This is a genomic window from Streptomyces sp. MB09-02B, assembly GCF_033794485.1.
Classification (GTDB): Bacteria; Actinomycetota; Actinomycetes; order Streptomycetales; family Streptomycetaceae; genus Streptomyces.
This window is the reverse complement of sequence record NZ_JARGEE010000285.1, coordinates 1-11,839: the sequence shown is the minus strand read 5'-3', so window position 1 is coordinate 11,839 and position 11,839 is coordinate 1. Positions and strand designations below refer to the sequence as shown.

The following is an 11,839-nucleotide window of genomic DNA, read 5'->3' as shown; positions in this document are numbered from 1 at the left end:
TTTTAATTTGAAGCGGTAATATGATTTTTTTGTCTTTCTTGTGGGCTTGGAGTTGTGTATAAAAGACCGCTTCTACCTGGTCGGGGGAGGCGGGGCCCAGCACGACACGCGCGCGCGTGTGCCCGCGAACCGCGTCCGTGAGGGCGTCCAGGTGGTCGAACTGTTCGGTGATCACGACGGTGACGTCGACCGCGCGGCCGTGTCGGAGAGGGATCTGCAGGAGGGACTGCGGGTCGGGCCGGCCCTCGGCCGTGGCGAGGTGGGTCAGCACGGTCGGGCGGTCGAGGAGGAGCCAGAGGGGGCGGCGGATGTCGTCCGGCGCCGGAAGGCCGGACTGGCGGGCCCGGTTCGTGGCGATCAGTCTGCGCTCCGTCTCCTGGGACGCCCACTCCAGGATCGCCAGCGTCCCGGAGATGCCGCTCTCCACGGCGAGGACACCGTCGCGGCCGGTCAGGCACGCGTACTCGCCGCTGCCGCCGCCCTCGACGATGACGACGTCGCCGTGCTGGAGCGCCTGGAGGGCGATCGAGCGGAGCAGGGTCGTGGTGCCGCCGCCCGGCTCGCCCACGGCCAGCAGATGCGGCTCGGTGGAGCGGGCGCCGGTGCGCCAGACGACCGGCGGCACATCCCGCTGCTCCTCCCCGGACGCGAGGGGAAGGGTGCGCTGGACGTGCGTCTCGTCGGTGAACCCCAGGATCGTCTCGCCGGGTGCCGTCACGAATCGCTGGGCGGTGATGTCGGTGGCGAGCGGGGGGAGGACGGCGACGGTGAGCTCGTTGCCCTCCTCGTCCCAGGTGAAGCGGTACTCGCGGCCGCGGCCCGCCTTGGTGTGCAGCAGCTGCTCGACGCGTGCGCGAGCCTCTGCCTCGCCGTCCGTGAAGTACGCCGGGTAGCGGATCAGCAGATGGCAGATCCGGCCGGTGCCGTCGAACGCGTATGTGGGGAAGGCCTTGTCCCAGGCGCCGCCGTACGCGTAGAGCGGCTCGGGGTCCTCGGAGGCCGAGAAGCAGGGGACCAGGGCCTCGTAGAGGGAGCGTAGTCGCTGGGTCTGGGACTCGTCGGGGCCGGCGGGCTCGGCGACGGCGCCCTCGCGACCCGCCCACGCTGCCGCCGCCATCAGGGCGATGACGGCGAGCAGCAGGCCGTACGGCACCAGGGTCACGACCAGGACGACCGAGGCCGCCAGGAAGAGCAGTGACCCGCGACGGTCCTTCGGGGTCTCGGCCCATCTGTGGCGCCCGGCGGCGACCAGCCGGCGCAGTCCACGCGTGATCGTGATCAACGGGTGGAGGACGTCGGTGGCGCCGTCGGCCGCCGTCCGGGCCAGCTCCCGGCTCCTGGCGAGGTGCGCGCCACCGGTGCTCAGAATGCGGGGGAGGGGGACCCTGGCCACGGCTCTCTCCTGGGGGTGCGTGCGGATGGGGGCGGGGTCAGAACTTGATCCCGCCGAGGAGGCTCGCGAGGCTCTCGCCGCCCGCTGTGATGCTCGGGGCGATGCCCGTGCTGGCGAGGTAGAAGCCGAAGAGCGTGACGACGAGGCAGTGCGAGGCCTTCAGGCCGTCCTTGCGGAAGAACAGGAAGACGATGACGCCGAGCAGCACGACGCCTGAGATGTTCAGGATCATTTTGGCTCTCCTGGTTGGTGGGGACAGTCACCATGAGTTCTTCCAGAGTCACAGGATGTATCCATACTATAAAAGGTGCATATGGGTGAAATTCGACAGAATTCGCCCCGATGGTCGCATCGAGGCTGGGCCGTCCGGGCTGGGCTGTTGCGTGTGACGGGACTCGGTGTGATCTTTGCCTCGGCTGTGTCTGCTGATGTGCGCGTCGAGCCAGTACCCTGACGATTCACCCGTTCGGCTCGAAGCGTGTATGTGAGAGGTGGTCCCGGCGATGAGCGAAGCCCCCGACCCCGAGGTCGTGGAGCTGGCGACCAAGATCTTCGATCTGGCCCGCAGGGGCGAGACCGAGGCGCTCGTGGCGTATGTCGACGCGGGTGTTCCGGCCGACCTCACCAACGACCGCGGCGACTCGCTCGTGATGCTCGCCGCGTACCACGGGCACGCCGACGCCGTCGGGGCCCTCCTGGCCCGTGGCGGGGAGGCCGACCGGGTCAACGACCGCGGCCAGACCCCCCTCGCCGGGGCGGTTTTCAAGGGTGAGGAGGGCGTCGTCCGCGTCCTCCTGGAGGCCGGTGCCGACCCGGTCGCGGGCACTCCGAACGCGATCGATACCGCACGGATGTTCGGTAAGACGGAACTGCTCGAACTGTTCGCAGCACACTGATCAACATGTTCTGACCAGGAAAAACACGAAAGACGGGGGAGGCGGTACGGGGCCGCCGGATATTTCGGTCGCGGCAGGAAGAACCGCCGGGTCATCATGACGTCGTGATTCACGGACATGATGGCTGGGCAGGTGTTGCCGCACCGCGTGGGCCGTGACGCGGTCCGCATGGGCCACCGACGAGAGGCAGAGGAAGATGGTCTTCAGCAAGCAACAGACGGCGGGCGCTCCGACGTGTTGTCACGCGGCCAGGTAACGCAGGATTCCCGGTTGCGTCGACGCTTGATATGAGGCTGTTTCCCATGTTCGAACCGGTCATAGCGCCCAGCGGTACGCTGCTCGGCCTGCTCCAGAGGGGCCGCGGCGACGGCACGCTGCACGCCCTCACCGCCCCGCGGGCCGAAGCGCTCGCGGCGCTGAACCACTGTGTGCTGAGCGACCCCCGCCACGACTGGCAGGTGGAGAACCGCTCGCTCTACTACGCCCGTCTCTACCTCGACCTGAGCGGTGAGCTCGACGAGATCGAGCGGCACCTCTTCGATGCCGAGGACGTGCTCGACACCGACGAGTCACGCACCGGGCTGGCCCTCGCGGTCCTCGGGCACCTCGCCTCGTACGGCAGGCGGGACGCGCTCGAACTGCTGCGCAGGTACGCCGCCGTGGGCACCAGCTGGGCCTGGGCCCTGGACGAGCTGGCCCTCAGGGACGACGACGAAGGGCTGCGTGCCCTCGCCGAACCCGTCCTGGCCCGCTTCACCACCGATCCGCAGGGCGAGGCCGAGCTGGCCGCCGCCGTCCGCGACGCCTTCGAACCCCGGCCCTGGCGGCTGTGGGCCGACGATCCCCGCGAAGCGATCGCCACCCGCGTGCGGGCCGCCCAGGAGACCGGCAGTTTCGACCGCTGGCAGCGGCAGATGCGACCCAGCGGGCCCCGGCCCGGGTGGAGCGTCGCGGCCGTCTTCGAGTGGGCCCAGCAGGGCATCGAACGCGGAGCCGTCCTCCACGTGCCAGCCGCCCGCTGTCTGACCGCCGTCGCCGGCCCCGAGGACCGGCCCGAGATCGTCTCCGCCGCCCGGACGGGCGACGACGGTGCCCGCTGTACCGCCCTGCGCTACCTCGCCGACGGCAACGATCCCGACGCCCTCGACCTGATCGAGGGCGCCGTGACCGACGGCACGGCGATGGTCGTGGAGGCCGCCGTCGCCGCCTTCGAACGGATGCGCAGCATGGCAGCCGTCGACCGGGCACGCGGCTGGGTGCACCGGCCCGACCCCTTGGGCGCCGCCGCCGGACGCATGCTCGCCTGTCTCGGCGGGACCAAGGACAGCGAACTGGTGCTCGGCGCGTTGCGGGAGGCCGTACGCGGCGAGGGACCGGACGCGCCGACCCTGTGGACGCTCGTCGACGGCGCCGGACGCCTCGGCATCGTCTGTGCCGCGCCCGTCCTGCGCCACATCTACCGCGAGACCGCCTCCTCCCACCTCCGCGGCCGCGCCGCCCGCGCGCTCGCCGCCACCGACCCCTCCTTCGCGGCCGGCTTCGCCGTCGAGTGCCTCTGGGACTGCGAGGAGACCACCCGCGAGATCGCCGCCCGGCACGCCGAGACGGGAGACGCGCGCGTCGTCGACCAGCTCCGCAGGCTCGCCGCCGACCCGGCCGAGGAGGACGACGTCCAGACCGCCGTACGCAGCCGAATCGGACCTGACATGCCCGCAATGTGAACACGGGGTGACCCGGACATCAGGCGGGCATGGACACGGCCTGACCTGGACAGGTGTGCAGCGCAACGCTCATGGGACGTTCCCCGCGCGGAAAGATCCACGTTGACGCGGCCACGTCCAGCGCGACGACAACACCGGTATGCGTGTCGTCATAGTGACCGAGTCCTTTCCCCCCGATGTGAACGGCGTCGCCCACTGCGCCCTGCAGACCGCGCGGCACCTCGTCGCGCGGGGGCACGCCCCGCTCGTCGTGGCCCCGGCCACCGCCCAGGGAGCCGGAGCCGACCTCCAGGCACCGTGCCCCGTCGTCCGCGTCCCCTCCCTCCCGCTCCCCGGCTACCCCCAGGTCCGCGTCGCCCTGCCCAGCCGCCGGGTCGCCGCGGCGATCGTCGAACACCGGGCCGACATCGTCCACCTGGCCAGCCCCTTCGTCCTCGGCGTGCGCGGCATGGCCGCCGCCGCCCGCCTCGGTGTCCCCGCCGTCGCCATCTACCAGACCGACCTCGCGGGATACGCCCGCACCTACGTCCACGCCGGTGAGGCGGCGGCCTGGCGGCGCATCCGCTCCGTGCACGCCGCCGCCGACCGCACCCTCGCCCCGTCCAGCGCGGCCCTGCGTGACCTGGAGGCACACGGTGTGCCCCGGGTCAGCCTGTGGCCGCGCGGCGTCGACACCGTCCGGTTCCGCCCCGACCTGCGCGACCAGGCGCTGCGCCGCGAACTCGCGCCGAACGGGGAGCTGATCGTCGGCTACGTCGGGCGTCTCGCCCCCGAGAAGCAGATCGAACTGCTCGCCGGGGTGTGCGGCCTGGAGGGCGTGCGGGTCGTGGTCGTGGGCGACGGGCCGAGCGAACCGGGGCTGCGCCAAGCACTGCAGGGGGCCGTCTTCCTGGGCCGCCGCACCGGCGACGAACTCGCGCGGATCTTCGCCTCGTTCGACGTCTTCGCCCACACCGGCCCCTTCGAGACCTTCTGCCAGACCGTGCAGGAGGCCATGGCCAGCGGGGTGCCCGTGGTGGCTCCCGCCGCCGGGGGTCCGCTGGACCTCGTCGCCCACGGGCGCACGGGGCTCCTGGTCCCGCCGCGCGACGCGGCCGCCGTACGCGACGCCGTGTGGTCGCTCGCCGCCGACCCGGCCCTGCGGGCCGCCTACGGGGCCGCCGGACGGGCCATGGTCGAGGGGCGCACCTGGGCGGCCGTCGGCGACCAGCTCATCGGGCACTACGCCGACGTGCGCACGGCGCGGACGGCGGTGGCGGCATGAGCACGGCTGTCGACGGGGCGCGGGGGAACGGTGCCCGGACGGGGCTGCGGATCGTGCGGCTCGCCAACTTCGTCGCGCCCTCCTCGGGCGGTCTGCGGACCGCGCTGCGGGAACTGGGCCGGGGGTACGAGGCGGCCGGACACGAGGCCGTGCTGGTCGTGCCCGGAGAGCGGTACACCGACCGCGCGACCGAGCAGGGCCGGGTGATCACCCTGCCCGGACCGCTGCTGCCGGGCACCGGCGGCTACCGCGTCCTCATGGACAAGCGACGGGTGGCCGGCCTCCTGGAATCCCTGGCGCCCGACCGGCTGGAGGTCTCCGACCGGACCACCCTGCGCTGGACGGGGAAGTGGGCACGGCGGGCCAGGGTGCGCGCGGTGATGGTCTCGCACGAGACCGCCGACGGGGTGCTGCGGACCTGGGGGCTGTCCGAGGGCATGGCCCGGCGGGCCTCGGACGCCCTCAACGTCCGTACGGCCCACACCTACGCGCGGGTGGTGTGCACCACCGAGTTCGCCGAACGGGAGTTCGTGCGGATCGGTGCGCGGAACGTCGTCCGGGCGCCCCTGGGCGTCGACCTCGTGGGACGCCACCCCGCCCTGCGCGACCAGGGGCTGCGGGGGCGGCACGCGCGCGTGGACGAGGTTCTGCTGGTGATGTGCTCCCGGCTGTCCGTGGAGAAGCGGCCCGGCACGGCCCTCGACGCCCTGGAGGCGCTGCTGCGGCGCGGGCAGCGGGCCGTGCTGGTCGTCGCCGGGGACGGGCCGCTGCGCGGCAGGCTCGAACAGCGTGCCAAGGGGCTGCCGGTGACCTTCCTGGGCCACGTGGGCGACCGCGAGACGCTGGGCGCGCTCCAGGCCTCCGCCGACGTGGCACTGGCCCCCGGCCCCGCCGAGACGTTCGGGCTGGCCGCTCTGGAGGCCATGGCCTGCGGTACGCCCGTGGTGGCCAGCTCCTCCTCAGCGCTGCCCGAGGTCATCGGCTCGGCCGGCGCCACGGCGGCGGACAACGGGAAGTCCTTCGCGGACGCCGTCGAACTGCTGCTGGAGCGGCCCGAGACCGAGCGCCGGGAGGCGGCACGCGCGCGTGCCGAGTGCTTCGGCTGGCGGACCGCGGTGGACGCCTTCCTCACCGCGCACGACGCGACCGTCGGGCGCCCGGTGCGGGAGGGCGCGGGATGAGAGCCCCGCGGTTCGTGGCCCTCGGCGACTCCCTCACCGAGGGCGTGGGGGACCCCGTCGCGGGCGGCCGGCGGGGCTGGGCCGCGCTGCTCGCCGAAGGGCTCGGAGCGGGCGGGGCGCCGGGCGCCGAGCCGGACCTGGAGTTCACCAACCTGGCGGTCAGCGGCTCCCAGACCCGCGACGTCCTGGAGCGGCAGCTGCCTGCCGCGCTCGACCTCCGCCCGGACATCGCCTCGGTCGTCATCGGCGTCAACGACACCCTGCGGTGCACCTTCGACATCCACGCCGTCACCGCCCGCCTCGACACGGTCTACGGGGCGCTCCGGGAGCGCGGGGCGGTGCTGCTCACCGCCTGTCTGCCCGACCCCGGGACGATGCTCGGCCTGCCCGGGGCGCTCGCCAGGCCCCTCGCCCGGCGGCAGCGGGCCGTCAACACCGTCGTGCACGCCCCTGTCCGCGCGCCACGGAGCCGTCCATCTGCACGCCTCGGAGGGTGCCTGGCTGGCGGACCGCGCGATGTGGAGCGCGGACCGGCTGCACCCCGGCGAGCGGGGGCACCGGCAGCTCGCCCTCCGCTTCCACGCCCTGCTCGCCGGGGCGGGGATCGCCACGGGCGCCGCGCCCTCCGCCGAGCCCGAGTCCGCGGCGCCCGGCCGCGGCGCCGGGCTCTGGTGGCTGGCCACCGCCGGAACGGGTTGGGTGGCCCGGCGGTGCACCGACCTGCTCCCGCAGCTCCTCGCCCTCGCCGCCGCCGAGGTACGCCACAAGGCGCGCGGCACCAGCGCCCGGCTGGACCTGTCCGCCTCCCACGCGGTGGCGTCCGCGGCCGCGCTGTCCACCACCGAGCACCGGCCGGAGGTGGCGTGAGGCGGCCCGGGGCGACCAACCCGACGCCGGGCACCGCCCCCGGTCAGTTGCGGTGCCGAACGGCGAGGAACCGCACCGGCGTGCCCGGCGTGGCCTGGGCCGCGCCGGGCAGGTCCGCCGGGTGGACGACCGCGATCACCGGATAGCCCCCGGTGGTCGGGTGGTCCGCGAGGAAGACGACCGGGCGGCCGTCCGGCGGCACCTGGACGGCGCCCAGCACCATTCCCTCGCTGGGGAGTTCACCCGCCCGGGAGCGCTCCAGGGCGGGCCCCTCCGTGCGCAGCCCGATGCGGTTGCTCGCGGACGACACGGCATAGGGACGCCTGGTGAGGGTGCGCAGCGCCGCTTCCGTGAACCAGTCGTCACGCGGTCCCAGGGTGACGCGCAGCACCAGCTCCGAGGGCGGTGCCGGGTGCGGGACTACGTCCACGCGCGCGTGCGGGTGGCCCGGGCGGCCGAGCGGGAGCACGGTGCCGTCCGTCAGCGGGGGCGGGCCGAGGCCGGACAGCAGGTCCGTGGAGCGGCTGCCCAGCACCGGTTCGACGGCCACCCCGCCGGAGACGGCGAGATAGGCGCGTACGCCGGAGCGGGCGGGGCCGATGTCGAGGAGGGCCCCGCCGGGGACCCGTACCGGCGCGCCCCACGGGGCCGGGCGGCCGTCCACAGTGACCGGTCCGGGGGCGCCGCCGACGGCCACGGTGACCGCCGAGCGCGGTCGTACGGAGCAGCCGTTGAGGGTGGTCTCCAGCACGGCCGCGTCCGGGGAGTTGCCCACCAGACGGTTGACCAGGGCGGCCGCCGGTGCGTCCAGGGCGCCGGAGCGGGGCACGCCGAGGTGGGCGTGGCCGGGCCGGCCCCGGTCCTGGACGGTGGTCAGGGCGCCCGCGCGGACCACCACGAGGGCATCGTCCGTCACGGCGTCTCCCAGGGGGTGAAGCGGACCCGGGTCCCCGGCGCCAGCAGCGCGGCCGGTACCCGCGTGTGGTCCCACAGCACCGCGTCCGTCGTACCGATCAGCTGCCAGCCGCCCGGGGACGCGCGCGGGTACACGCCGGTGTACGGGCCGGCCAGGGCGACCGACCCCGCCGGGACCGACGTGCGCGGGGTCGACCGGCGCGGGACCTCGCGAGGCAGCCCCGTGAGATAGCCGAAGCCGGGGGCGAAGCCGCAGAACGCCACGCGGTACTCGGCCCCTGCGTGGATACGGGCCACCTCGGCCTCGTCGACACCCCAGTGGGCGGCGACGTCGGGCAGATCGGGGCCGTCGTATCGCACGGGGATCTCGACGACGTCCTCCGTACGCGGAGGCACGGGCGGGATGTCCCAGGAGGCGAGGCGTGCGGCGAGGCGGGAGGGGGCGTCGAGACCGTCCAGGAGGACCGTACGGGCGGCCGGGACGATCTCGGTCGCCGACAGGTCGCCCGTCGCGCGGCGGCGCAGCAGCTCGGCGTGCAGGGCCGTGGCCTCCTCGCCCGTCCCCACCTCGATCAGCAGGGCGTGGTCCCCGACCGGCAGGGCTCTCATGAGAACGCCTCCACACGCACCCCCGCCGCCGCCAGCGCGTCCCGCACCCGCCCGGCCAGCTCCACCGCGCCCGGTGTGTCGCCGTGCAGACAGAGGGAGCGGGCCCGGACGGCGATGCGCGCGCCGGAGTGGGACGTGACGGTGCCTTCCGCGGCGAGGCGCACCGACCGGTTCACCACCGCGTCGCCGTCCGTGATGACGGCACCGTCCTGACCGCGCGGCACCAGCGTGCCCAGGTCGGTGTACGCGCGGTCCGCGAACGCCTCGGTGACGGCGGGCAGCCCGGCCGTCTCCGCCAGACTGAGGAACCGCGAACCGGGCAGTCCGAGGACGGGGAGCGTGGCGTCGGCGAGGAGCACCCCCTCGACGACCGCCGCAGCCTGCCCCTCGTCGTGCACGACACGGTTGTAGAGCGCGCCGTGCGGCTTCACGTACGACACGCGCGTGCCCGCCGCGCGCGCGAAGACCTCCAGTGCACCGATCTGGTACGCCACCTCGGCCGCCAGTTCGGCGGGCGGCACGTCCATCGCGCGCCGCCCGAAGCCCGCCAGGTCGCGGTACGAGACCTGGGCGCCGATCCGGACACCGCGCTCGGCCGCCAGCTCGCAGACCCGCCGCATGGTGACCGGGTCCCCGGCGTGGAAGCCGCAGGCCACGTTGGCGCTGGTGACGACGGACAGCAGCCGCTCGTCGTCGGTCAGCGTCCAGCGGCCGAAGCCCTCGCCGAGGTCGGCGTTCAGATCGATCGAGCTCATGGATCCCATTCTCCTGCTTGTACGTCAGAGCTTGTGCGTCACAGCTTCTGTGTCAGAGCACGCGGTATTGCTCGTCGCGGGCGTCGGTCAGGAACATCTGGCCCGGGGCGTGCGTGATGGCGAACGACGGGCGTGAGGCCATCACGGCGGCCTGAGGAGTCACCCCGCAGGCCCAGAACACCGGGATGTCGTCGGGTTCGGCGTCCACGGGGTCGCCGAAGTCCGGACGGGACAGGTCCGCGATGCCGAGGCCCGCCGGTTCGCCGCAGTGCACCGGGCCACCGTGCACGGCCGGCAGCAGACTGCTCTCCCGGATCGCCGCCGCCAGGTGCGCGGGCGGCACCGGACGCATCGACACCACCATCGGGCCGCGCAGCCGGCCGGCGGGTCGGCACCACCGGCCCGTGACGTACATCGAGACGTTGCGGCCCTGCTCGATGTGGCGCATCGGCACGCCCGCCCCGGCCAGCGCCGACTCGAAGGTGAAGCTGCAGCCGATCAGGAACGACACCAGGTCCTTCCGCCAGACGTCGACCACGTCCGTCGGCTCGGCCACCAACTCACCGTGCTCATAGACCCGGTAGCGCGGCAGGTCGGTGCGCAGGTCCGCGCCCGGGGCGAGCGGGGTCGTCCACGTACCTGCGTCGGTGACGTCGAGCACGGGGCACGGCTTGGGGTTGCGCTGGCAGAACAGCAGCATGTCGTAGGCCCAGTCGGCGGGCACCGAGATCAGGTTCGCCTGGGTGTGCCCGGCGGCCACCCCGGCGGTGGGGCCCGCGGCACCCGAGCGGAACCGGGCGCGTGCCTCCTCGGGGGTCCACGCGTGCGCGTGCGGGTCGACGGCGGCGAAGGGGCGGTCGTAGGGGGTGGCGGGGGCGACCGGACGGGCGTGCGCAGTGGCGGTCGGGCCGGCGTGCCGCGTGGTCATGTCGTTCACACCAGTTCCCTTCCGCGTGTCTCCGGGAGGCCGAGCAGGGCCACTGCCGCCAGGCCGTAGCCGAGCGCGCCGAAGACCAGCGCGCCGCCCACGCCCCAGCTGTCCGCGAGGAAGCCGACCGTCGTCGGGAAGACGGCGCCCACCGCGCGCCCGGTGTTGTACGTGAATCCCTGCCCGGTGCCCCGGACGGCCGACGGGTACAGCTCGCTGAGGAACGAACCGAAGCCGCTGAAGATCGCCGACATGCAGAACCCGAGCGGGAAACCGAGCACCAGCAGCAGGGTGTCGGCGCCGCTCGGGATGTTCGCGTACGCCAGGATGCACAGCGCCGAGAGCACGGCGAAGAGCCAGATGTTCCGGCGGCGGCCCAGCAGGTCGGTGAGATAGCCGCCAGTGAGATACCCGATGAAGGCGCCCGAGATCAGGAACGTGAGGTAGCCGCCGGTGCCGACGACCGACAGACCGCGCTCCGTCTTGAGATAGGTGGGCACCCAGGTCGCCAGGGTGTAGTAGCCGCCCTGGACGCCGGTGGAGAGCAGCACCGCGAACACCGTGGTGCGCAGCAGCCCCGGCGCGGCGGCCGTGCCCGGCCGGAAGATCACGGCGAACGAGCCCTTCTCGGTGCTCCGCTCGCGCGCCGCCGCGGCCTGCGGGGCGTCCTCGACCGAGCGGCGCACCCAGATCACGAGCAGCGCGGGCAGCGCGCCGGTCCAGAACATCACGCGCCAGGCCAGGTCGTCGTCGAGGAAGGAGAAGACCATCGTGTAGACGATCACGGCCAGACCCCAGCCCACCGCCCAGGAGCTCTGGATCGCGCCGAGCGTACGCCCCCGGTGCTTGGCGCTCGCGTACTCGGCGACGAGGATCGCGCCGACGGCCCACTCGCCGCCGAAGCCGAGCCCCTGGAGGGCGCGGAAGACCAGCAGGGTCTCGTAGTTGGGCGCGAAGCCGCAGGCCACGGTGAACACGGCGTACGTGATCACGGTGATCATCAGCGCCTTCACCCGGCCTATCCGGTCCGCGAGCACACCCGCGGCCGCGCCGCCGATCGCCGATACGACCAGGGTGACCGTGGTGAACAGCCCCGTCTGGCCGTTGTCCAGGCCGAAGTAGGCCGTGAGCGCGACCATGCTCAGCGGCAGCGTGAAGTAGTCGTAGGAGTCGAGGGCGTAGCCGCCGAACGCGCCGCCGAAGGCACGGCGGCCGCGCGGGCCGAGGGCCCGCAGCCAGCCGAGGGGACCGTCGTCGTCGGCGGGGCGGCCGTCGGGGCCGGGCTTGCTCGTGGAGGGCAGGGCCTGGGA

Annotated in this window: 11 protein-coding genes and 1 pseudogene; 5 read left to right on the top strand and 7 right to left on the bottom strand. The window is 73.6% G+C overall.

The annotated features are described in order from the left end of the window. Nucleotides 1-1,393 (bottom strand): hypothetical protein (locus tag P1P70_RS30830; RefSeq protein ID WP_319243591.1); only part of this gene is annotated, 1,393 nt, incomplete at its 3' end. Nucleotides 1,394-1,430: 37 nt separating this feature from the next. Beyond that, nucleotides 1,431-1,625, bottom strand: a complete 195-nt coding sequence (locus P1P70_RS30825; protein WP_319243590.1) for a hypothetical protein — start codon at nucleotides 1,623-1,625, stop codon at nucleotides 1,431-1,433. A gap of 271 nt (nucleotides 1,626-1,896) precedes the next feature. Here P1P70_RS30825 and P1P70_RS30820 point away from each other — a divergent pair, with 271 nt between their 5' ends. From P1P70_RS30820 to P1P70_RS30800, 5 genes and pseudogenes are all read left to right on the top strand, one after another. Next, entirely contained in the window at nucleotides 1,897-2,289 is a 393-nt protein-coding gene (locus P1P70_RS30820; RefSeq protein ID WP_319243588.1) for an ankyrin repeat domain-containing protein, read from the top strand. A 302-nt stretch (nucleotides 2,290-2,591) separates the two neighbouring features. Further along, nucleotides 2,592-4,010, top strand: coding sequence for a HEAT repeat domain-containing protein (locus P1P70_RS30815; RefSeq protein WP_319243586.1), 1,419 nt, complete (start codon nucleotides 2,592-2,594; stop codon nucleotides 4,008-4,010). 139 nt (nucleotides 4,011-4,149) lie between these two features. After that, the gene (locus P1P70_RS30810; RefSeq protein WP_319243584.1) at nucleotides 4,150-5,274 is read left to right on the top strand and encodes a glycosyltransferase family 1 protein; all 1,125 of its coding nucleotides are present in this window, start codon (nucleotides 4,150-4,152) and stop codon (nucleotides 5,272-5,274) included. Then, nucleotides 5,271-6,455 carry a glycosyltransferase gene (locus P1P70_RS30805; protein ID WP_319243582.1) on the top strand — a complete coding sequence of 395 codons (1,185 nt, stop codon included), beginning with the start codon at nucleotides 5,271-5,273 and terminating at the stop codon, nucleotides 6,453-6,455. Before P1P70_RS30810 ends, P1P70_RS30805 begins: the two co-directional genes overlap by 4 nt. Further along, a pseudogene (locus P1P70_RS30800) lies at nucleotides 6,452-7,322 on the top strand (SGNH/GDSL hydrolase family protein). The gene P1P70_RS30805 and the pseudogene P1P70_RS30800 overlap by 4 nt, the downstream one beginning before the upstream one ends. Before the next feature lie 43 nt (nucleotides 7,323-7,365). On the opposite strand, the gene P1P70_RS30795 reads toward P1P70_RS30800, so the two are convergent. The 5 genes from P1P70_RS30795 to P1P70_RS30775 are packed head-to-tail and all read right to left on the bottom strand — an operon-like array spanning nucleotide 7,366 to nucleotide 11,830. Further along, on the bottom strand, nucleotides 7,366-8,238 hold the full coding sequence (locus tag P1P70_RS30795) for a biotin-dependent carboxyltransferase family protein (protein WP_319243579.1): 873 nt from the start codon (nucleotides 8,236-8,238) through the stop codon (nucleotides 7,366-7,368). After that, nucleotides 8,235-8,846 (bottom strand): allophanate hydrolase subunit 1, encoded by a 612-nt coding sequence (locus P1P70_RS30790; RefSeq protein WP_319243577.1) that lies wholly within the window; start codon nucleotides 8,844-8,846, stop codon nucleotides 8,235-8,237. The genes P1P70_RS30795 and P1P70_RS30790 overlap by 4 nt, the downstream gene beginning before the upstream one ends. Continuing rightward, complete coding sequence (locus P1P70_RS30785; RefSeq protein WP_319243575.1) at nucleotides 8,843-9,601, bottom strand: 5-oxoprolinase subunit PxpA; 759 nt, start codon at nucleotides 9,599-9,601, stop codon at nucleotides 8,843-8,845. The genes P1P70_RS30790 and P1P70_RS30785 overlap by 4 nt, the downstream gene beginning before the upstream one ends. A gap of 52 nt (nucleotides 9,602-9,653) precedes the next feature. Beyond that, nucleotides 9,654-10,538 (bottom strand): putative hydro-lyase, encoded by an 885-nt coding sequence (locus tag P1P70_RS30780; RefSeq protein ID WP_413471583.1) that lies wholly within the window; start codon nucleotides 10,536-10,538, stop codon nucleotides 9,654-9,656. Then, complete coding sequence (locus P1P70_RS30775) at nucleotides 10,535-11,830, bottom strand: MFS transporter (RefSeq protein WP_319243593.1); 1,296 nt, start codon at nucleotides 11,828-11,830, stop codon at nucleotides 10,535-10,537. The genes P1P70_RS30780 and P1P70_RS30775 overlap by 4 nt, the downstream gene beginning before the upstream one ends. Nucleotides 11,831-11,839 lie beyond the last annotated feature (9 nt).

Excerpts from the sequence above, each read along its gene's own strand:
- P1P70_RS30825 (WP_319243590.1), bottom strand. The coding sequence starts at position 1,625 with ATGATCCTGAACATCTCAGGCGTCGTGCTGCTCGGCGTCATCGTCTTC.
- P1P70_RS30820 (WP_319243588.1), top strand. The coding sequence starts at position 1,897 with ATGAGCGAAGCCCCCGACCCCGAGGTCGTGGAGCTGGCGACCAAGATC.
- P1P70_RS30815 (WP_319243586.1), top strand. The coding sequence starts at position 2,592 with ATGTTCGAACCGGTCATAGCGCCCAGCGGTACGCTGCTCGGCCTGCTC.
- P1P70_RS30810 (WP_319243584.1), top strand. The coding sequence starts at position 4,150 with ATGCGTGTCGTCATAGTGACCGAGTCCTTTCCCCCCGATGTGAACGGC.
- P1P70_RS30805 (WP_319243582.1), top strand. The coding sequence starts at position 5,271 with ATGAGCACGGCTGTCGACGGGGCGCGGGGGAACGGTGCCCGGACGGGG.
- P1P70_RS30790 (WP_319243577.1), bottom strand. The coding sequence starts at position 8,846 with ATGAGAGCCCTGCCGGTCGGGGACCACGCCCTGCTGATCGAGGTGGGG.
- P1P70_RS30785 (WP_319243575.1), bottom strand. The coding sequence starts at position 9,601 with ATGAGCTCGATCGATCTGAACGCCGACCTCGGCGAGGGCTTCGGCCGC.